Here is a 21,686-nt window from a genome sequence, read left to right as displayed (position 1 = left end):
GTCTGCCGTCTCAGTGGGGTCGCATTATAGAGCGGCGAACTTTTTTGGCAAGGGTTATTTTGATGTTTTTTGAAGTATTTTCAACATACACAGATAGATACAGGTTAAGTACATGTTACTCACAAAAACCTGTGGATAACTACGCATTATTGGGTCATTTTTAAATAATGATTCAGGGTAAAGGCATTCACATTAAAGAAAGAAACATTAATTGAATCTACCTTAAAGAGACCCAAAGGGGCCGATCAGCTATTAAAGTAACTTCAAATATAAACTTGCACCCCAAACAATCGCCACAACTGTTAATGCTAAGGTTACTGCAGCTGACCCCATGTCTTTTGCACGACCTGATAATACATGTCGCTCGGTGCCAACGCGATCCGTTAACGCCTCGATTGCTGAGTTAAGCATTTCGACTATTAATACCAATAAAAGTGTTACCACTAAGCCAGCCCAATGTAGCACTCCATCAGCTAACCAAAAAGACACTGGAAATAAAATCAGAGTTAACCCTAGCTCTTGTCTAAAAGCAGCCTCTTCTTTAAAAGCAGCTTTAAATCCTAAGTACGAGCAGTAAGTAGCTTTAATAATACGCTCAATACCACCACCATTGGGTTTATTAGTGTCAGTCATAGTCTTCCCTTAAAAGTAAAAACCCTGCTAAAGCAGGGTTTTTGTCAATTATGCTACGCCGTATTGCGTTCGATAAGCCTTAACAGCTTCGAGATGTTCATTCATATTACCTTGTTGCTCAAGGTATGAAATCAAATCAGCTAATTTCACTATCGATATTACTTGAGTATTAAAATCTCGTTCAACTTCTTGGATGGCTGACAGTTCCGCCTTTCCTTTTTCTTGGCGATCAAGAGCTATTAATACACCTGATAATTGTGCACCACTGGCTTGAATGATTTCCATTGATTCACGTATAGCAGTACCTGCGGTAATCACATCGTCAACTAACATGATTTTACCAGCTAAAGCAGAACCGACTAATGATCCACCTTCACCATGAGTTTTTGCTTCTTTGCGATTAAAGCAATACGGTACATCTTTATTGTGATGATCCGATAATGCAACCGCAGTTGTCGTCGCGATTGGAATACCTTTATAAGCAGGACCAAATAAAACATCGTATTCGATTGCAGCATCTTCAAGAGCTGCAGCATAAAAGCGACCTAAACGCGCTAAATCACGGCCCGTGTTAAATAATCCAGCATTGAAAAAATACGGGCTGGTTCTGCCAGACTTTAAAGTGAATTCACCAAACTTTAAAACCTGCTTTTCTAGTGCAAATTCAATAAACTCGATTTGATAGTCTTTCATTTTAAACCTTTCAATTATGCTAATGTTTGCTTCTGGATATCGATAATTTCACGAATAGAATGCTTGGCTAAACCAAGAAGCTGATCTAACTCCTCAAACGAAAATGGTTCGCCCTCAGCCGTACCCTGTACTTCTATTAGCTTACCTGTCTCAGTCATAATGACATTCATATCGGTTTCAGCTTCAGAGTCTTCTAAATATTCCAAATCTGAAATTGGCTCACCTTTATAAATACCCACAGAGATTGCAGCAATCATATATTTTAGCGGATTATTATTGATCATACCTTTTGCACGCATATGCGTAAGCGCATCCACTAATGCCACACAAGCACCACTGATAGAAGCTGTACGCGTGCCACCATCCGCTTGAATTACATCACAATCAATCGTGATCGTGTTTTCGCCTAACGCCTTTAAATCCACTGCTGCACGTAAAGAACGTGCGATTAAGCGTTGAATTTCCATTGTACGACCACTTTGCTTACCACGGGCAGCTTCACGATCACAACGAGTATGGGTAGAGCGAGGTAACATGCCATATTCCGCAGTGATCCAACCTTTGCCTTGACCTTTCATAAAACGAGGCACACCCGGTTCAACAGTTGCAGTACATAAAACTTTCGTATTGCCAAACTCAACTAATACAGAACCTTCTGCATGAAGGGTATAGTTTCGGCTAAAGGTAACCGGTCGAATCTGATTAAGTGTTCTTTCACTAGGACGCATCATCTCTTCTCTAATCTAAAAATTTGCCACATTATAGAAGGTTGGTAACCATCATGCTATCGCGAAATTGAAAACTTTATATGACAGCCTTATAAAGTCTCTAACTATTATTAGCCTTTAGAGCTCCTTTCATAGCTCACGAATCGAATTTGTACCCGATTTTGAAAATAAATATTTACAAAATCGGGGACATTATTTAATCTCGAAAAAGTGTATTAAAAAAACACTCAAACTTTATTTTAATGAAAGGATATCAAAATGTTTAAAACAACGTTAATCGCGCTATCAACTTTTGCTGTAGCTTCTATGTCTCCAGTATCAGAAGCCAGTACTGCAACTTATATCTTTTGTGAAAAAGGTGGAAAAGTCGCTTGGTCAGAAGAACATTACAACCCACGTTCAGCGCAGGCTAGTTATTACCGTTGTGTAAATGAAGGTGGAACACCAAGAATTGTGAACATATAGAAACACTGCGTAAAGGGAGGGGGTAATCCCCCTTTAATGATCGAGCACCTTGAATCTAGCTTAGTACGCTTATTTTATTCCAAGATAGAACACCTCTTTAATTTAATTAACTTAACGCTTGAGGAAGAAAAACATTTGATGAGTAAGCCTTACAACACACTTATGTAATTTTATGTTATGAGGTTTATTTTCAAAGAACTTAACAAACTTTTATTAATTGCGCATTGTGAATAATTTAATTCAAATCTTATTTGCCATTGGTGGAATCCAGAGTGTAGTTCTAGCAACCTTATTTTGTCTTGATAAAACCGATGTCGCAACTAACAAACTGCTGGTATTACTTGTTTGTTACTTTTGTCTAAAAATTAGTGTTAGAGCTGGCATCATCTTTGGTTATAATGAATTGAATTTATGAATTAACCTGCAATTTAAAAAGGGAATCGTTTCCATGATCCACAGCATGACAGCATACGCGCGCCAGGAACAAAAAGGCGATTGGGGAACAGGCACATGGGAAATCCGCTCTGTTAATCAACGTTATTTAGAAACCTTCATTCGAGCGCCAGAGCAATTTCGCGGCATGGAACCCATTATTCGCGACCGCCTTCGCAAAAATTTACAACGGGGCAAAGTCGAAGTTTTCTTAAAGTTTGCAGCCAATCCTGCTCATGTAGGCGAACTCACCATCAACGAATCTCTCGCGTCTCAATTAGTGAACAGCGCTAAGTGGGTACAAAATTTAAGTCAAGGCGACATCAACCCTGTCGATATTCTTCGTTGGCCTGGAGTGATGGAAGCCCAAGAAATTGACATGGACTCAGTACAAGCTGAGTTACTTTCAGCTCTTGATAGCACAATTGTTGATTTTCTTGATGCACGTGCGGCCGAAGGTTCCAATTTAAAAGATATGATAGAAAGCCGCTTAAGCGCAATTTTAGAGCAAGTCGATGTTGTTGAACAACATATGCCACAAGTAAAAATATGGCAACGTGAGCGCTTAAGCCAAAAACTCGAAGAACTCAAAACAGAGATTGATGAAAGCCGCTTAGAACAAGAGCTTATCTATTTAGCACAAAAGCAAGATGTCGCAGAAGAGCTCGACCGCTTAAAATCACACGTAAAAGAAACCCGTAAAATGCTCAAAAAAGGTGGAGCTTGTGGCCGTCGTTTAGACTTCATGATGCAAGAATTCAACCGAGAAGCCAACACCTTAGCTTCTAAATCAATTAACAGCGACATCACCAATGCTGCGGTTGAACTCAAAGTACTCATCGAACAAATGCGTGAGCAGATCCAAAACATAGAATAAGAAGTTTTCTAGTATAAATTAAGCCTGAAATAGCAGTTTAACGTGCTTTTTTAGGCTTTTCCTTCCAAATATTTAAGCGAGCTTATAAAAAACAGTTCAAATTGACAGTCAAGTGGTGACCTAAGTGGTGACTTTTTCGATTTCATTTTGGTGTTTATCTCTTCATCTACTCACCACATTTTTTGATTAAATAAAGGTGAGCTTATGTCAATATTGGAACAACGAAACCGAGTAGATGAACTCGTCAAACTCGGTAACCCCGCTTTTGAAAATTTCTATCCAAGCTTATATCTTGATGTTAAATCTCCGGGTAAAGCGAGTTGGATCATCAGATATCAGCTATTCGGTAAACGAAGACAGTTTAAGATCGGTTCTTATGGCACAGATCATGAAGAGCTTCTCAACCTTGAAGGAGCCATAAAAGCCGCAATTGAATGCCGTAAAAAGCTAAATGATGGCATTGATCCTAAATTAGATATCGACCGACAAAAGCAGCCCAAGCTCATCACGTTTGATGACTGTGCACAAAAGTTTCTTGAGAAAAAGCGCAATAAGATCAAAACCACTTACATCTATGAACGCGTTTATAACAATGAAATTAAGTCATACCTTGGGGCTATACGCATTGATCGTATTCATAGTTACGATATCGATAATGTCATCCAACGAGTATTAGATTTCGGGCGACCCTCTGTCGCCAATCAGGTTCTATTATTTATTAAACGCGTCTTTAAAATTGCTACAAAATATAAACTGATCACTTGTAATATTGCACAAGAGTTTTCACAGACAGAAGATGCTGGAGGCGCAGACAAAAAGCGTCAACGATTTTTAGAAGAACATGAAATAGAAGATGCATTTTCTATTTTTCGTGAGCACCAGCATAAGATCCCGACCGCCTCATATATTGCATTGGTCCTGCTTTTAATTTTAGGGACTCGTAAGATGGAACTGTTATCGGCTAAATGGCAACAAGTTGATTTAAAACGCCAAACTTTCAAACTACTGGATACCGCTACGAAGACTCAAGCTTCACTGATTGTGCCCATACCTGATTTAGCTGTACCTCTTTTTCAGGATCTCAAATTACTCAGCGGCAATTCCGAGTACCTATTTCCAAAACGGAAGGCCAGTAAAAAGCCGCACATTGCAAGTGACACCCTTAATGATGCTGTAGCCAGTTTGTTCGGAGTTGCCTATGGCAAAAGAAAACCGGGACCAAATTATATGGCAAATGTAGACGTTGAGCATTTTACTATTCACGACTTGAGACGAACTTTCCGTACTTTATTATCAAAAATAGGAACAAAGAGAGAGGTAGCTGAGAAGTGTATGAATCATAGCCTTAAAGGTGTTGAACAAACTTATGATTGTTATGGCTTTTTTCCAGAGCGTAAGACTGCTTTGAATAACTTAGCGGAACGATTAATGCCATTGGTAAAATACAAACCATTACTGAGTTAAGCAACATCGATCCCTTTAGCTTGAACTGTCAGATTCGATTAACAGGACTCAATCAAGTCTGACAGTCGTATATGTGACGTAGACAGACTTTGGCACTAACCCGTTTTTGCCCCATTATCAGTTAAAGTAAATACTCTCAGATCGGCTCGAGCGAATAACGGACACTCGCTGACAGCCAGTTATTGATGAAAAATTATAGTTTAAATACAATACAGCTCATTAAGCCAAAATCGGAAGTGTTATGTTACACAAATTTGCTTTATTTTCCTTTAGTCTATTTTTGATGTCATTTAGTTATGCCGGTGAAATATTCGATGGCCTCCCTAATAAAGTGAATCCATCGGGTAAATATGTTTTCTACTCTCATGGATTTATAGTAGAAGGAAAAGATCCAACTCCTATTCATGACCGTTGGGGGAAATACGACTTCCCAGCAGTTAAAGAAGGGCTTTCAGATTCTGGTTATCATTTAATAGCAACTCATCGACCCGCCAAAACTCACCCTTTCAAATACGCAAAGCAGCTATCTGATCAAGTTAATCAGTTACTTGAAAGTGGTGTGCCTGCAAAAAGCATATCCTTAGTGGGCTTCTCTCGTGGCGGTTTTATTACAGCAATTACATCGAGCTATTTAAAAAACAAGAATATTAATTATGTTATTTTAGCTGCTTGTACGAGTGGCTTAGCTAAAAGAGAAGATATAACTATTTATGGACATTTATTTTCAGTTTATGAAACATCAGACTCTGTTGGTTCATGTGATGAGGTCGTAGCAAGGAGAGCTGATACAGTTAGCTCTTACAAAGAAGTTTCAATTTCAACAGGTAAAGAACACGGTGCATTTTTTACTCCAAAAAATGAGTGGTTAGAGCCAGTTAAAAATTGGTTAAAGCGCAAAAAATAGAGTTTGATTCTTTGATTCTGGCTCTTTTGCGATGTAGGGCTTTGAGCGAGAAACGGATATTTCTGTATCAATACAACACCTTTTCATATAAATCAGAGTAATTGGCCTTTTTCATGGAAATTAGAAAGCTATACACCCTACGAGCACTAGCTGCTCTTATTGTCTTTTTTACTCACTTTAGCGATGTTACTAATTGGTTAGGTGGTGCTTTAGGTGGCGGCTCTGGCGCTTATGGCGTAATGCTATTTTTCTTGCTAAGTGGCTTTTTAATGGCGTATCTCTACTTGGAGAGAGGCTTCCAAAAAAAAGATATCTCTCACTATTTCTTAGCCAGGGTAGGAAGAGTCTTACCCCTGTATTTGGCGGTTGTATTCGGCTCTTATTTATTGTCTATTTCAGGTAATGATGCTCTTTACAATATTCCTGATATCAATGCACTGGTAGGTCACTTGCTATTCTTGCATGGTGACAGTGTGCTTTGGTCAATCCCTCCCGAAATACAATTTTATTTCATCTTCATCATTTTTTGGGCGTGTGCTAAGAGTCGTAAAGGTTATATTTATGTATCAATATTCGCGGTAATGATTTTACTATTTTTATTTAACTTCCCGAGAGTATCCGGTGATTTTAATGGGGTTCCGTACAACGAGTTTAATGTACTTAGAAGCTTACCGTATTTTTTTGTCGGAGTTATCTTTGGGATGAACTATAAATCGTTAATGATTCCTCAGTATCTTAGAAGGCACTGGTTTGTATTGGCACTTTGCTTAATTCCCCTTATGTATCCAGATTTGACAACAGTTACATCTGATGCAAAACGTAAAATGTGGCTAAGCTACGAAGTTCTGTTTGTAATGAGTACAGTTTTCTTTTGCGTGGTGTTTTTAGTTCCAAATAACAATGTGCTATTGGCTAATAAGTTTGGCGACTTCATCGGGAAAATATCATACTCCCTGTACTTGCTGCATATGCCAGTTATTGTGCAGGTAAATAAGTTAAATTTATCGGTTGAGTTAAAACTAATACTTTCGCTGTCTCTAAGTATACTGGCCGCATACATTTCGTTCAGATACTTTGAAAAGCCTATGGCTAAATTAATACGCGGCAAATCACCTAACAAGTTAAGCCTTGGGCAGCAGACAAGCCGCACCCAAGCTTGAGGCGTTCACCGTCCTTTTACAAGATAACAACAGCTCATGCTTGCAAAGTGGGTCGTGTCCATATATGTCACGTGTTGACTTCGTTACATCAACAAAATGAAAGTGAAAATAGACAGCCCAATGGGGCGACGGCAGTACAGTAAAAGGCTCGGTGGACTTCCCAGACTTTGCTAGACATTTTTAACAGTTACAATGTAACTTCAAATAGAGGTGTTTATGAGCAAAGGCAAACGGTATACCGAAGAGTTTAAGATAGAAGCAGTCAAGCAAATTACTGAGCGTGGTTATTCAGTTCAGGAAGTTGCTGATCGGCTTGGTATTTCAACTAAATCCCTCTATCACTGGCGAAGCCAGTTAAGTGGCAATAAAGCCGTTCGCCAGTCATCTGATGATTCGGTTCGAATTGCTAAGTTAGAGGCAGAGTTGAAGCGGGTCACGGAGGAAAGGGACATCTTAAAAAAGGCCGCAAGGTACTTTGCAAGCCAGCCAGAGTAAAGTACGCCTTTATCCGAGATCACCAGAAGCAGTTCTCTGTGTTATCCATGTGCCGTGTATTAAAAATCAATCGCAGTGGCTTTTATGCATGGCTTAAACAGCCGTTGAGCACGAGAGCGATTGAAGATAATCGCCTGCTCAAGCGGATAAAAGAGTTCTATATTGCCAGCGGCGGAACATATGGTAGCCCTTGGATACATCGTGATCTTCGTGAAGCGGGCGAGTCTTGTAGCGTGCACCGTGTTGCTAAAATTATGCGACTGAACAACCTTAGAGCGCAGATTGGTTACAAGCGCAAATACATCAAAGGCGTTAAGCCATCACGGATTGCAGATAACGTATTGGAGCGTGATTTTGCCCCAGACTCACCTAATACTGCGTGGGTGAGTGACATCACGTATGTGCGAACGTATGAGGGTTTTCTGTACTTAGCGACAGTTATCGACTTGTTCTCACGACGCGTTGTCGGTTGGTCGATGGATAAAAACATGGATAAGCATTTGGTTATCCGGGCATTATTAATGGCCGTTTACCAACGTCGGCCAGAACAATCTGTGTTGGTACATAGCGATCAAGGCAGTCAGTATGGCAGTGCAGATTATTTAGCGTTTATGAAAGAGCATAATCTTATTCCTTCCATGAGCCGCAGAGGAAACTGTCATGATAATGCGGTTGCTGAGAGCTTTTTTGCTACGTTTAAAAAGCGCGTGATCAGAAAGAAGATATATTCGACCAGAGTCGAAGCGAAGACAGAGATATTTAACTTTATAGAAATGTTTTACAATCCAAAAAAACGCCACTCGCATACAGGCGGTATATCACCTGCTAAATTCGAAGAAGCGTATTTTTTGAAACAACAGACTGTCTAGTGAGAGCTGGGAAGTCCACACTGCAAAACTTTTGATTTTGCAAAATAGAATGTAGAGAAAAATAACAGCATTAATAATACATCTACATTTCTATTTTAGAGCCGGAATTAGCGGCCAATCATTTTCTGAGACACCACAAAATCAATAAATAACCTTATACATTCCCGATTGTTCTATCAGCTGTAAATACAGATACATCAATACTCCCCATCATATAGATATTGCCATCGAGACTTCGATGGAAGGCTAAATAATGATTAATTAAATACATGACAAGAACTATGAACTTGTACTATTATGACTATTGAGTAAGTGATGAGATATGGCATCGAATGTCTTCGAACTAGTGACCAAAGTGGTGACTTCATCATTTTAGACCGAATTAAATAATTGGAAAATTTAGAACTTTTTCTCCCATTCATGGGATAGATCCAGAACATCGAGTAAAAAATAGCAATTACTTTTGTCCGAATAAAACCGCTAATGGCGGTTTTATTGTATTCCACTTATTAGAATCTTACATTTACCATAGCCATTTAAGTCGATTAAAACTAAAATACGCGTTCAAAACGAGGAAAGTAATCATTACTTATCAAGCTCGCCATTAACAAATATAGAGTAAGTCCATGTCAGCAAATCGCGGAAATTTATTTATTTTATCAGCGCCATCAGGGGCCGGAAAATCTAGCTTAATCACAGCCTTATTAAAGCGCCATGCTGATATGAAAGTTTCAGTGTCTCATACAACACGCCAGCCTCGACCAGGCGAAGAAAATGCCGTGCATTACCATTTTGTTACCGTTGATGAATTTAAAGCGTTAATCGACAAAAATGACTTTTTTGAATGGGCGCAAGTTTTTGAAAATTATTACGGAACATCAAAACAAGCAATTGAAACGCAACTCGCACACGGTATTGATGTCTTTTTAGATATTGATTGGCAAGGCGCACGCCAAGTACGAGAATTGGCCCCTGACGTACAGACTATTTTCATTGTCCCGCCCTCAAAAGCGGAGCTTGAAAGTCGCTTAAATAATCGTGGTCAAGATTCTGCTGATGTCATCGCTTCACGGATGGCCAAAGCCCAAGCAGAAACATCACATTATGATGAATACGATTACATGATTATTAATGATGACTTCGATATCGCGTTATCAGAACTTGAAACTATCGTATTGAGTCATCGTTTAAAGCAATCCAATCAAGCGCTGAAATACCAGCCATTACTGACTGATTTGCTAAAAGAAGACTAATTTTTTCAGTCCAAGTATCTTGGCTTATATAAGTAACCGAAATATAACTGATTAGATCTTGGCTAATTGGGGTGCTTAAAGTAAACTACGCTTTTGCTTAATTAAAAATTTGGGAGTGCATAATGGCTCGCGTAACTGTTGAAGATGCAGTAGATAAAATTGGCAACCGTTTTGATTTAATCTTGGTTGCGGCACGTCGTGCCCGCCAAATTTCGGTTGGTGGAAAAAACCCGATGGTTGAAGCTAGTACAGACAAACCAACGGTTATCGCACTTCGCGAAATCGAAGCGGGTTATGTTGATAATGTTTCAATGGATCACATTGAACTTGAAGAGCAACATAATCAAGAAGCTGCAGAATTAGCAGCGGTTGCAGCTATCGTTGGTGGCAACCAATAATCTATTACTTCCATAGATAAATGCTAACGCCCTTTAACCACTAAAGGTCGTTGGCATTCCTCCTGTTTCATCGTATATTGTTACCTAAAACAAGTATCTCCCCACCTCTCTAGAGCATTGGAGCGTGAATGTATCTTTTTGAAGGTCTAAAAAAGAAAATCTCAGAATATTTATCACCAGAGCATGTTGAACTGGTGCAAAAAGCCTATGTGGTCGCTCGCGAAGCCCACGAAGGTCAAACGCGTTCAAGTGGTGAGCCTTACATCACTCACCCTGTCGAAGTAACGCAAATTCTAGCCAGCATGAAGCTCGACCATGAAACTTTAATGGCCGCTTTGATGCACGACGTCATTGAAGATACTGATTTTAGCCAAGAGGATTTAGCAGAAATTTTTGGTGAAACAGTTGCTGAACTCGTCGAAGGCGTCAGTAAACTCGACAAATTGAGTTTCAAAGACAAAAAACAATTTCAAGCCGAAAACTACCGAAAAATGATCATGGCCATGACGCAAGATATTCGCGTAATTTTAATTAAACTGGCTGATCGTACTCATAATATGCGCACCTTAGGCGCACTGCGCCCAGAAAAACGTCGCCGCATTGCCCGTGAAACATTGGAGATTTTTGCACCTATCGCCAACCGCTTAGGTATTCATGACATCAAAAATGAATTGGAAGATTTAGGCTTTCAAGCACTTTACCCAATGCGTCACCGCGCATTAAAAAATGAAGTCGCTAAAGCGCGCGGAAACCGTAAAGAAATTATCAATAATATCCGAGGCGAGATCATTGCACGCCTAGCAGAATCAGGGATTGAAGCTGAAGTCAGCGGACGAGAAAAACACCTCTACAGTATTTATAAAAAAATGCTCAACAAAGAGCTGATGTTCAATGAAGTGATGGATATTTACGCGTTTCGCATTGGGGTTAACTCAATGGATACCTGTTATCGCTCTCTTGGCGTAGCACATAACCTTTATAAGCCAATCGAAACTCGCTTTAAAGATTATATAGCTGTTCCTAAAACCAATGGCTACCAATCGCTGCATACTTCGTTAGTGGGTCCTCATGGTATTCCGGTCGAAATCCAAATTCGTACCCACGAAATGGATCATATGGCAGATAAAGGAGTGGCCGCTCATTGGATGTACAAAAAATCAGGTGATAACTCAGGCAACACAGCACAACAGCGTGCACGGCAATGGATGCAAAGTTTACTCGAGCTGCAACAAAGCGCGGGTTCTTCGTTTGAATTTGTTGAAAATGTCAAAACTGAGCTCTTTCCTGAAGAAATTTACGTTTTCACCCCAGATGGGCGAATTATTGAGCTTCCTATGGGCGCCACTGCGGTTGATTTCGCTTATGCCGTTCATACTGATGTGGGGAATACCTGTGTGGGTGCTCGGGTCAATCGTAAGCCTCATCCGCTTAATCGCCCGCTCGATACAGGGCAAACAATCGAAGTTATCACCAGCCCAGGCGCGCATCCTAATGCGACTTGGCTCAACTTTATTGTTACCGGTAAAGCACGCTTGGGGATCCGTAACTACTTGAAAACCCAGAGAGAAGAAGAAGCGATTAGTCTTGGCCGCCGATTGCTCGAATCAGCTCTTGGAGAACACACCCTAGAAGACTTACCTGATGAAAATGTTCAACGTGTATTAGAAGAAAACCAACTCAAAACCATGATGGAATTATTGGTGGCCATTGGGACGGGTAATCTCATGAGCATTTTAATCGCTAAGCGTTTATTGCATTCAGATAATGCCGATTTGGACGAGTTTACCAAAAAAACCAAAGCCGCCATTATTGGTACTGAAGGCATGCTGGTCAACTACTCGAAATGCTGTCGCCCCGTTCCTGGCGATGATATTGTTGCCCATGTCAGTCATGGCAAAGGACTAACTGTTCACCGACACGAATGTAAAAATATTCGAGGCTGGGAAAACGATAAAGCAAAATTCTTCGTAGTACGTTGGGAAGATGCGCCCGAAAAAGAATACATCGCCGCCTTACGAGTTGAAATTATTAACCACCAAGGTGCTTTGGCCAAACTGACAAGCGTTGTAGCCTCAACTGCGGCTAATATTGTCGAGATAGCCACCGATGAAAAAGAAAGTAACCTATACGTTATCAATTTGTCAGTCACCGTTAAAGATCGCATTCATGTCGCCAATATAATGCGAAAAATTAGAGTGATGCCTGACGTACAAAAAGTTTATCGTAAACGATAATTATCGAATTTAAGGATGTAAAACAATGACAAAAGCTATCATTAATACCGATCAAGCACCTGCAGCAATCGGCACATATAGCCAAGCTGTAAAAGTCGGAACTGCGGTGTATCTTTCAGGCCAGATCCCGCTAGTTCCTGAAACAATGGAAGTGATTTCAGAGGACTTCACCGAACAAACACATCAAGTATTTAAAAATTTAGTTGCTGTTTGCCAAGCTGCAGGCGGTGAGATTCAAGACATGGTAAAAGTGAATATTTTCTTAACTGATCTTTCTAATTTTGCCACAGTTAACGAAGTAATGAGCCAATACTTTAAAACGCCCTATCCAGCTCGTGCCGCTATTGGTGTTCGTGCTCTTCCTAAAGGTGTTCAAGTCGAAATTGATGGCATCATGGAGTTACCATCAACAAATTAATGAGTTGTTGATTTGATAAAAAAGCGCAAATTTTGCGCTTTTTTTTATATTCATCTAGGCAAAAAAGTTTAAATATCATACATTCATAACATACACATTTAAAAAAGCAGTGCGATGTTTACAATTGATAGCAAAGGACACGTTTTTCTAGATTTAGCCAATCACGGTACACCTGCAAGTGTATCATTTGTGATAGATGCGCTGGCGGCTTCTCAATATGCTGACTTTGCAATTCATACCGATGCAATCAACGCATTTTTCAAACAAGATCCCAAGCCAAATACACTACTTGTTGCCACCAAAACTGATGCCACATTAGAAATTAAAATCGCCGATGATAAAATGACTGCAACGGGTTATTTGAAAACGGCGCAAGGTGGAAAAATGATGTCTCTTGATGCCGGCAAAGCACTACTAGTTAAATCGGGAGTCAGTCGAGGATATAAGCAGGCTCTGCTCGAATCATTGCTAGCAAAACAATTCGAGTTATCACCTGGTGATACGGTGCACGCCACCATTGCGCAGGGCCGTCCTGCAACAAATGGTACGGATGCTCAACTTGAAAAGCAAGTCACCACATTATCCGAGCGCTTACGCCAACCCAAAGAGCTTGAAGATGGACGAGTTGATCACCGTGATTTTGGTAAGTTAGCCAGCGTAACAAAAGGCACCGTGCTAATAAAAGTAACTCCGGAAACCCAAGGGACAGAAGGATTTAATGTTATTGGAGATTCTTTACCTCCCTCACCTGGCCAAGCAATCACTCTCAGTGCTGGCGAGGGTACATTGATACCCGATGATAACCCTCATGCTTTAATTGCTGCTTGTGATGGCGTGCCTATCGATACCGCTAACGGTATGCGCGTCGATGATATTTTCACCGTCGATGAAGTCTGCGTGAAAACTGGTCACATTGATTTTGATGGCAGTATATTGATCACCAAAGGTGTTGATCCGAGCATGAAAGTAACAGCCAAAGGGGATATCAATATTTTGGGTACCGTTGATGGCGCTGAAATAACAGCCTTAGGGAACATTTCAGTCAAAGGTGGAATTATTGGCCACCTTGATCACGATGCTCACCAACTCACGACCAAAGTGACGTGCGGCGGTGATCTCACCCTTGGTCATGCCCAGTATGCCTGCCTTAGCGCTAACAACATCAGTGTTGAACGCCTAGTGAGTCATTGTGAATTAACAGCAAAAAACTCAATAAAAATCGCAGAAGGTAAAAAAGGCAAAGGCATTGGCAAGTTTATTGGCGGTAAAATATTAGATGCCAAACATGTTATCGCTGCAGAAATAGGCTCAGAATCTGGAGCAAAAGTAGAAATAACAATGATGCAAGCTGCACATCAATTAATAGCAAAACACGAAACGCTACTGGAGCAACTTTCCGCAGCAGATACTCATTTGTTTGAATTAACCGCCAAACAAGTAGCAGTAGATAGACTCGGAAATTCTAAACAAAAAAAGACCCTACAAGCAAAGGTTGATACCGCTAGTAAACACTGGATGATGCAATCAGAAAAAATAGAAGGCTTACTTGCTAAGTTTGATGATGCGCTGCACTTTTTACTTGAGCACAGCGATATCAAAATCAGTCAAACCTTACATCCAGGTGTCGAATTTAAATTGTTCAACAAAACGCTGAAAACCTCTCGCACCTATCCCGCTTGTCGCGTCACCTTACAAGACAACAATATCCATATTGAAATTAGCTCCAGCAACCAAGTTTAGACCACCCGCGCTCTGTTTATCACAAAATGTCAGCAACGGATGATGTAATTTCTGGCGACCAAACACCGACTTGAACTTGCCCGATATGATGCTTTTGTAACAACAACATCACCAAACGCGATTGACCAATTCCGCCGCCAATTGTTTGTGGTAACTCTCTGGCCAATAATTGCTTGTGCCAATCGAGTGAGAGTCTTGCAACATCTCCAGTCAATGCAAGCTGACGCTGCAATGCATCCGGACAGACACGAATACCCATTGATGAAATCTCAAATACATCCTCTAAAACGGGGTTCCACACTAAAATATCGCCGTTTAGACCCGCAAACTCATCACAGGTTGGCGTTGACCAATCATCATAATCCGGTGCACGCACATCATGAATTGCACCATCACTTAATTTGCCTCCAATACCAATTAAAAATACAGCGCCAAACTCTTTTGCAACAGCACGCTCACGCTCTTTGCCTGTGAGCTTTGGATACTCTCGTGCTAATTGTTCTGCATGCAAAAAAGTAATCTCAGCGGGTAGAAACCCTTTGATCCCATACAAGTCTTGCAGTTGGGATTCTGTTTTTTTAATTGCTTGGTATAAGGTTGTAACAGTTTGCTTTAAGTAATCAAGGCTGCGCTCTGTCGAAGCGCAAATGACTTTTTCCCAATCCCATTGGTCAACATAAACAGAGTGGATAGGGGTGAGTTTGTCTTCGTCAGGACGAAGTGCCTTCATATTGGTATATAAACCCTGACCGATAGAAAAGCCGTGATCCGCTAATGTTTTACGTTTCCATTTCGCCAGTGAGTGCACCACTTCGTACTGCTCAGCAGGTAATGTTTTAACCTGAACAGACACCGCTTTTTCGTGCCCACTGAGGTTGTCTTGGATGCCATCACCGACTCTGGCTAAAATTGGCGCTTGCACTTCAATCAGCCCCAACTGGCTTTCTAGTTGCTCTGCGAACAATGATTTTACTTTGCTGATCTGTTGCTGTGTTTGGATATACGTTGCTGACATTTTGATAATCCTCATTCCCAAAATCTGTCGAAATAAATAGCGATTCATCATCTAAACCGCCTTCGTTACCTATTATCCTCAAACAAAACGCAACATATATCAACATCCCGCAACAAAAAGAGCTTTACTCCATAGAAACCAGCAATAAAATAAGGTGATATTTCATAATTCATTAATAAAAGGCTTTATATTCGATGCAAAATTATCAGATCGATAATCTCGACCGCACCATCCTGCATGCTTTAATGGACAATGCACGGATCCCATATGCTGAATTGGCCAAAAAACTTGCTGTCAGTGCAGGCACCATTCACGTTAGAGTCGAAAAAATGAAACAAGCAGGCATTATTGAAGGCACACGCGTAGCAATTAATGCAAAACAATTAGGTTATGATGTGTGCTGCTTTATTGGCATCAATTTAAAAAATGCTAAAGATTACCCAGATACCATCACTAAGCTCGAAGCCCTCGAAGAAGTCGTCGAGGCCTACTACACCACAGGCAACTACAGTATTTTTATTAAAGTCATGACTCGCTCGATTGATCATCTCCAAACTGTACTGATCAGTAAAATTCAAGCTATTGATGCCATACAATCAACCGAAACATTAATTTCATTGCAAAATCCAATTTCACGCTCAGTGATACCTTAGGGATAAAACAGCCCGCAGCGGTGAATTTACTTGTTATAATCGTCAAAATAGTCAGAACACAGAGAATTCGATGGAAAATAAACGCTATCATCGCATTAAAAGCGTATTAGATCGCCGCCAAACCGACTTAACGGTTTGTTTAGAAGATGTGCATAAACATCACAACTTATCCGCTATTGTTCGCACAGCTGATGCTGTTGGTTGCCATCATGTCCACGCCGTCTGGCCAGAAAACCAAAAGTGGTTGACCAATAACACCTCTGGTGGCAGCAAAAATTGGATTGATACACAGCTGCATTTAAATATCGATCACGCTATCGAAGCCATTCGAGCGCAAAACCCTGGGATTCAAATTCTGGCGACCAATCTTTGCCCTGAAGCGGTGGATTTTCGTGATATCGATTACACCCAGCCTACAGCTATTATTGTCGGCCAAGAAAAAACCGGGATCTCCGAGCGAGCATTAGCGCATGCCGATAAAAACATCATTATTCCAATGCAAGGTATGGCGCAATCTTTAAACGTTTCGGTGGCCGCCGCTTTGATATTATTTGAAGCACAAAACCAGCGTGAAAAAGCAGGCCTGTACGATCGCAACATGCTAGATCCATCCATCAAACATAAAATGCTGTTTGAAGGCTGCCATCCAATTATCGCCCAAAAGTGTATCGAAAAATCCTTACCCTACCCTGCATTAGATGAGCACGGTGAGATCGTAGCAGATGATGCATTTTGGCAAACGCTAAAACATGCTTGATGCCTAATGTGCATGCAAGTAAACTGAAAAATATTCATCGAATGAAAGAGTTGAGTGCCCTTTGTCACAGCCACTGTTAAGCCAATACCCCGTTACTGAGCTAAAAGGCGTTGGGCCAAAAATGGCTCAGCGTTTGGCAAAGTTAGCCATTCATACGGTACAAGATTTACTGTTTCATTTACCATTGAGGTACGAAGACCGCACGCGCATCTACCCGATCCATGAATTACAAGCGCACAGTCATTTGAGTGTGATGGGTGAAATCGAAAACTGCCAAGTCACCTTTGGTAAGCGCCGTATGATGATTTGCCAAATCAACGATGGAACAGGTCGGCTCACCCTGCGATTTTTTAGTTTCACTGCTGCGCAAAAAAATAACTTAGTTGCGGGTAAAATTATCCGTTGTTTTGGCGAAGTGCGCCGCGGCCAATATGGCTTTGAAATGGCGCATCCTGAATACGCGATTATCGATGATTACCAACACAACACCACAAGTGACACGCTGACTCCTGTTTATCCGACTACCGAAGGGTTAAAGCAACTGTCACTGCGCGCCTTAAGTGATCAAGCCGTTACGTTACTTGAAAAGTATGACATCGAAGAGCTGCTCCCTACCCGTTATCAACCGGCAGGGCTGACACTCAAACAAGCGATTTTGACCTTACACAGACCCAGTCCAGATACATGTACTGAGCAACTTGCGCTAGGGCTTCATCCAGCACAGCAACGACTTGTACTGGAAGAGTTATTAGCACAAAACCTCAGTTTGCTTAAACTTCGCCAAAAAGCACAAAATCATCAAGCGGTGGCGCTCGACATCAACCAGACACTTGAAGCGCAATTTTTAGCTCAATTACCTTTTTCTCCCACTGGCGCACAACAACGGGTTGTCAAAGAGATCAAGCAAGATTTAAGTTTACATCACCCTATGATGCGCTTGGTCCAAGGCGATGTGGGCTCAGGAAAAACCTTAGTCGCAGCCCTCAGTGCCTTAACTGCAATCGGTCAGGGATATCAAGTCGCACTTATGGCCCCCACTGAAATTTTGGCTGAACAGCACTTCACCAGTTTTAAGCAATGGTTGTTGCCACTTGGGATTGAAGTCGCATGGCTTGCTGGTAAAACCAAAGGCAAAGAGCGCGAAACAACCTTAGCGAATATGGCCAGTGGCCAAGCACAAATGATCATTGGCACTCACGCGCTATTTCAACAGCAAGTGCAATTTTTTAATCTTGCTTTAATCATCATTGATGAACAACACCGCTTTGGCGTTCATCAACGACTCGAATTACGTGAGAAAGGCCGTTTTGGGGACTGCTACCCTCATCAACTCGTGATGACAGCCACCCCAATTCCACGCACCTTAGCCATGACTGCCTACGCTGATTTAGAAACGTCAATTATTGATGAACTTCCACCGGGGCGAACCCCGATCACCACAGTTGCTCTTCCCGATACTCGTCGCGACCAAATCATTGAACGCGTTCGCGATGCCTGTACTAACCAGCAGCGTCAGGTTTACTGGGTCTGCACATTAATTGATGAATCTGAAGTCTTGCAATGCCAAGCTGCTGAAGAAAATGCGAAAGAACTGAGTGTTTTATTGCCTGAGTTAACGATCGGTTTAGTCCATGGGCGAATGAAACCCGCTGAAAAACAGCAGATCATGGACGAATTCAAGCAAGGAAAAATCCACGTTTTAGTCGCCACAACCGTTATAGAAGTCGGGGTAGATGTGCCCAATGCCAGTTTAATCATCATTGAAAACCCCGAACGCCTTGGATTAGCCCAATTACACCAGTTGCGTGGTCGCGTTGGGCGCGGCGCCATTGCCTCCCACTGCGTATTACTGTATCACGCGCCATTATCAGCTACTGCGCAAAAACGGTTAGGTGTGCTTCGCGACAGCAATGATGGGTTTGTGATTGCGCAACGGGATCTCGAAATCCGAGGCCCAGGTGAAGTATTAGGCAGTAAACAAACCGGATTAGCTGAGTTCAAAATTGCCGATTTAGTGCGCGATCAAGAAATGGTTAAACACGTTCGCCCAATGGCCAAATCCTTATTAAACAGCCACCCAGAATTATGCGACAAGCTCATAAATCGCTGGCTTGCACAAAGAGAACAGTATGCTCAAGCTTGACCTAAAAACAGCCTAGAAAACATAAAATGAATATTTAAATACAAAAAAATGACAAAAATGAGACAGGCAAATAAAACAAATAACCCTTTAAAAACAGATAAATAAATAGTTTATGACATTTATATTTAATTAATTAGAACTAAAAAAGTCCATTGTAATATTTAAGTAACATTATGAAATTAACATACACGTCATTAAACAGGCATCTGCCTACTTTAAATTGAGTCATTCACTCTACAATTGTTAGTTAGGAACCAAGCAATGAACAAGTTAATTAAATTGTCTACGATTACAGCCGCTATTTTTGCTACTTCAAGCCTTTACGCTGCTGAAGTGACCACTAAAGGTGGTTTTCAAGTGAAATCTGACGACGGCCAATATAGCTTCAAGTTTAATGGTCGTATCCAATTAGACGCTGTTGCATTTAACAGTGATGATATTGATTTAAACAATGGTACTGAAATTCGCCGAGCACGCTTTGCAGCCAACGGTAAAATGGCGCAGTGGGGCTACAAGCTACAATACGATTTCATGTCGAGTGAATCAGTTAAAGATGCTTATATTAGCTATAACGGTTTTAACAATACCGAAGTGTTGATTGGTAGCCAAATCGAAGCGTTTGGTATGGAGCCACAAACAAGCTCTAACGACGTCACATTCATTGAGCGTTCGTCAATTATTGAAGCCTTTGGTTTAAATCGCGCTATGGGTATTGCTGCTCGCCAATGGGGTGATAACTGGTCTCTTAATTACGGTATCTACGGTCAAGACGTAAACAAAGATAACGCTGGTGATGAAGAGCTTGGTTTTAACGGCCGTTTTAACTATGCACCTGTTATCGACAAAGATCAGCTGATCTCTTTTGGTGCCTCGTTATCAACGCGTCAGCTGTCTGATGGCGCATCTGTTCGTTTTCGCTCACGTCCAGAATCACACCAAGCAGATACACGCATAGTCGATACTTCTAGCTTAGCTGCTGATGGCTACAATATGTATGCACTTGAAACTGCAATGAAATTCGGTTCTTTGACGATTCTTGGTGAATACATCAATGCTGATGTTGATTCTTCAGTCAATAATGACAGTAGTTTTGATGGTTTTTATTTATCGGCATCTTATTTACTTGATGGCTCTTCACGTCCTTACAATACAAAACAAGGTAAGTTCAAACGTGTTAAGCCAGGTAAAGACGGCGCTTGGGAAATCGCAGCACGCGTATCAAGCCTAGATTTAAATGATAAAGAAGCAGGTGTGATGGGTGGACAAGTCGACTCAATCACATTGGGCGCAAACTATTATATCAATAAGAACATGCGTGCGATGTTCAACGTTGTTTCAAGCGACGGTGATGAGTTTGCTAAGTACGACGCAACTTCTGTTGCTGCACGTATGCAAGTTACTTGGTAATTAGTAATTGAAAACACAATAAAAAAGCGGCTTAGCCGCTTTTTTATTGTCTATCATTTTTATTACGCTTTTAATGATTTCGCCGCTTTTGGGCTTAGCGCTCGTAACAAACCTACCACAGTTTCAATGAACTCTTTTTGTTCATTATCTTTATGATACGCAATATAAATATCGCGTGATGTTTCCGGTATTCCATCAACACGTTTTAATACGTCTGATTGCAAGTAACTTTTCGCTAATGCTTCAGGAATAAACGCACTGCCTCCACATTGTAATAATAAATCAAGCGCAATCCGCCCTGTACTGGTGCGAACATACGGGAGCGTTTTCCCAGCAGCGACTTCTGCATGCCACAACGAAAAAGCAGTGCCCCAATCGACATACACATATTGGTTTTCATAAAAGCTGACAGTATCGCACTCATCAAAGCTAGTAATAGGGATGATGGCAAGCTCACAAATGCGCTCAACCTTAAGTTCATCTACTTTAGGCGGATCAAATAACACCGCCATGTCTAAGGTGCGCTCTAACAAAAGTCGCGTACTTTCTTGCTGCGCTTTGACCTCTGCAACCAGTGACACCCCAGGCATAGCCGAAACAATATTGGTGATACCAAATTGCAAAAACGCATCCCAAATATTAGGAGTGCCAGCCAAAGACACTTGTTTGTTCATTCCCTCAGCGAGTGCGACATCAATTTTTGCTCGCTGAACACCTGTGACAATTAACTTTGCATGAGGAAGTAATCGCTCACCTGCTGCGGTGAGTTGAATGTTGTTTCGTTGCCTTAAAAATAGATTTACACCTAATGTTTGCTCAAGTTGACGAATTCGAAAGCTCACCGCAGACTGAGTTAAATAGAGGTTTTCTGCCGCACGACCAAAGTGTCGAGTATTGGCGACTTCCATAAATGTTTTTAGTAAATCTATATCCAATTACTTATCCTCA

At 41.1% G+C, this 21,686-nt stretch carries 20 protein-coding genes and 1 pseudogene; 16 read left to right on the top strand and 5 right to left on the bottom strand.

Annotated elements, in window-relative coordinates; genetic code table 11:
• Positions 1–252 precede the first annotated feature (252 nt).
• The 3 genes from PULV_RS13610 to rph are packed head-to-tail and all read right to left on the bottom strand — an operon-like array spanning position 253 to position 2,054.
• Complete coding sequence (locus tag PULV_RS13610; protein WP_193332001.1) at positions 253–633, bottom strand: diacylglycerol kinase; 381 nt, start codon at positions 631–633, stop codon at positions 253–255.
• A gap of 48 nt (positions 634–681) precedes the next feature.
• The gene (pyrE, locus tag PULV_RS13605; protein WP_193332000.1) at positions 682–1,326 is read right to left on the bottom strand and encodes an orotate phosphoribosyltransferase; all 645 of its coding nucleotides are present in this window, start codon (positions 1,324–1,326) and stop codon (positions 682–684) included.
• A gap of 14 nt (positions 1,327–1,340) precedes the next feature.
• Positions 1,341–2,054 (bottom strand): ribonuclease PH, encoded by a 714-nt coding sequence (gene rph, locus PULV_RS13600; RefSeq protein ID WP_086744671.1) that lies wholly within the window; start codon positions 2,052–2,054, stop codon positions 1,341–1,343.
• A gap of 258 nt (positions 2,055–2,312) precedes the next feature.
• Between rph and PULV_RS13595 the strand changes: the two genes are divergently transcribed.
• The 12 genes and pseudogenes from PULV_RS13595 to PULV_RS13545 all read left to right on the top strand — a co-directional run bounded on the left by PULV_RS13595 (position 2,313) and on the right by PULV_RS13545 (position 14,763).
• Complete coding sequence (locus PULV_RS13595; protein WP_086744672.1) at positions 2,313–2,519, top strand: hypothetical protein; 207 nt, start codon at positions 2,313–2,315, stop codon at positions 2,517–2,519.
• A 448-nt stretch (positions 2,520–2,967) separates the two neighbouring features.
• Positions 2,968–3,828 (top strand): YicC/YloC family endoribonuclease, encoded by an 861-nt coding sequence (locus PULV_RS13590; protein WP_193331999.1) that lies wholly within the window; start codon positions 2,968–2,970, stop codon positions 3,826–3,828.
• A 204-nt stretch (positions 3,829–4,032) separates the two neighbouring features.
• Entirely contained in the window at positions 4,033–5,292 is a 1,260-nt protein-coding gene (locus tag PULV_RS13585) for a tyrosine-type recombinase/integrase (RefSeq protein ID WP_193331998.1), read from the top strand.
• A gap of 241 nt (positions 5,293–5,533) precedes the next feature.
• Positions 5,534–6,196 (top strand): lipase family protein, encoded by a 663-nt coding sequence (locus tag PULV_RS13580; protein WP_193331997.1) that lies wholly within the window; start codon positions 5,534–5,536, stop codon positions 6,194–6,196.
• A gap of 113 nt (positions 6,197–6,309) precedes the next feature.
• Complete coding sequence (locus tag PULV_RS13575) at positions 6,310–7,356, top strand: acyltransferase family protein (protein ID WP_193331996.1); 1,047 nt, start codon at positions 6,310–6,312, stop codon at positions 7,354–7,356.
• Positions 7,357–7,434: 78 nt separating this feature from the next.
• Positions 7,435–7,509, top strand: a pseudogene (locus PULV_RS22175) (transposase); the annotation flags it as partial.
• A 63-nt stretch (positions 7,510–7,572) separates the two neighbouring features.
• A protein-coding gene (locus tag PULV_RS13570; protein ID WP_193330725.1) for an IS3 family transposase occupies positions 7,573–8,720 on the top strand; the annotation gives its coding sequence in 2 pieces (ribosomal slippage) (positions 7,573–7,807 and positions 7,807–8,720; 1,149 coding nt in all).
• 626 nt (positions 8,721–9,346) lie between these two features.
• Entirely contained in the window at positions 9,347–9,973 is a 627-nt protein-coding gene (gene gmk / locus PULV_RS13565) for a guanylate kinase (protein WP_193331995.1), read from the top strand.
• 122 nt (positions 9,974–10,095) lie between these two features.
• Positions 10,096–10,371 (top strand): DNA-directed RNA polymerase subunit omega, encoded by a 276-nt coding sequence (rpoZ, locus tag PULV_RS13560; protein WP_193331994.1) that lies wholly within the window; start codon positions 10,096–10,098, stop codon positions 10,369–10,371.
• Between the two features lie 128 nt (positions 10,372–10,499).
• The gene (gene spoT / locus PULV_RS13555) at positions 10,500–12,605 is read left to right on the top strand and encodes a bifunctional GTP diphosphokinase/guanosine-3',5'-bis pyrophosphate 3'-pyrophosphohydrolase (protein ID WP_086744677.1); all 2,106 of its coding nucleotides are present in this window, start codon (positions 10,500–10,502) and stop codon (positions 12,603–12,605) included.
• 25 nt (positions 12,606–12,630) lie between these two features.
• Positions 12,631–13,023, top strand: coding sequence for a RidA family protein (locus PULV_RS13550; RefSeq protein ID WP_086744678.1), 393 nt, complete (start codon positions 12,631–12,633; stop codon positions 13,021–13,023).
• 114 nt (positions 13,024–13,137) lie between these two features.
• Positions 13,138–14,763, top strand: coding sequence for a DUF342 domain-containing protein (locus PULV_RS13545; RefSeq protein WP_193331993.1), 1,626 nt, complete (start codon positions 13,138–13,140; stop codon positions 14,761–14,763).
• A 19-nt stretch (positions 14,764–14,782) separates the two neighbouring features.
• Here the strand turns inward: PULV_RS13545 and asnA are convergent, their stop codons facing one another.
• The gene (gene asnA / locus PULV_RS13540; RefSeq protein WP_086744680.1) at positions 14,783–15,778 is read right to left on the bottom strand and encodes an aspartate--ammonia ligase; all 996 of its coding nucleotides are present in this window, start codon (positions 15,776–15,778) and stop codon (positions 14,783–14,785) included.
• Between the two features lie 194 nt (positions 15,779–15,972).
• On the opposite strand from asnA, the gene asnC reads away from it, so the two are divergent.
• The 4 genes from asnC (at position 15,973) to PULV_RS13520 (ending at position 20,738) form a co-directional block, all read left to right on the top strand.
• Positions 15,973–16,431 (top strand): transcriptional regulator AsnC, encoded by a 459-nt coding sequence (asnC, locus tag PULV_RS13535; RefSeq protein WP_086744681.1) that lies wholly within the window; start codon positions 15,973–15,975, stop codon positions 16,429–16,431.
• A 70-nt stretch (positions 16,432–16,501) separates the two neighbouring features.
• A complete protein-coding gene (gene trmH, locus PULV_RS13530; protein WP_193331992.1) occupies positions 16,502–17,188 on the top strand; it encodes a tRNA (guanosine(18)-2'-O)-methyltransferase TrmH in 687 nt (228 codons plus the stop codon).
• Between the two features lie 61 nt (positions 17,189–17,249).
• Complete coding sequence (gene recG, locus PULV_RS13525; protein ID WP_193331991.1) at positions 17,250–19,331, top strand: ATP-dependent DNA helicase RecG; 2,082 nt, start codon at positions 17,250–17,252, stop codon at positions 19,329–19,331.
• A gap of 261 nt (positions 19,332–19,592) precedes the next feature.
• Complete coding sequence (locus tag PULV_RS13520) at positions 19,593–20,738, top strand: OprO/OprP family phosphate-selective porin (protein WP_193331990.1); 1,146 nt, start codon at positions 19,593–19,595, stop codon at positions 20,736–20,738.
• 62 nt (positions 20,739–20,800) lie between these two features.
• Here PULV_RS13520 and PULV_RS13515 read toward each other — a convergent pair whose 3' ends face one another.
• Complete coding sequence (locus PULV_RS13515) at positions 20,801–21,673, bottom strand: LysR family transcriptional regulator (protein ID WP_086744685.1); 873 nt, start codon at positions 21,671–21,673, stop codon at positions 20,801–20,803.
• Positions 21,674–21,686 lie beyond the last annotated feature (13 nt).

The sequence above is a fragment of the Pseudoalteromonas ulvae UL12 genome, from assembly GCF_014925405.1.
Taxonomy (GTDB): domain Bacteria; phylum Pseudomonadota; class Gammaproteobacteria; order Enterobacterales; family Alteromonadaceae; genus Pseudoalteromonas; species Pseudoalteromonas ulvae.
Note: the sequence above shows the minus strand (reverse complement) of the source record. Positions and strands in the feature narration are given on the sequence as shown.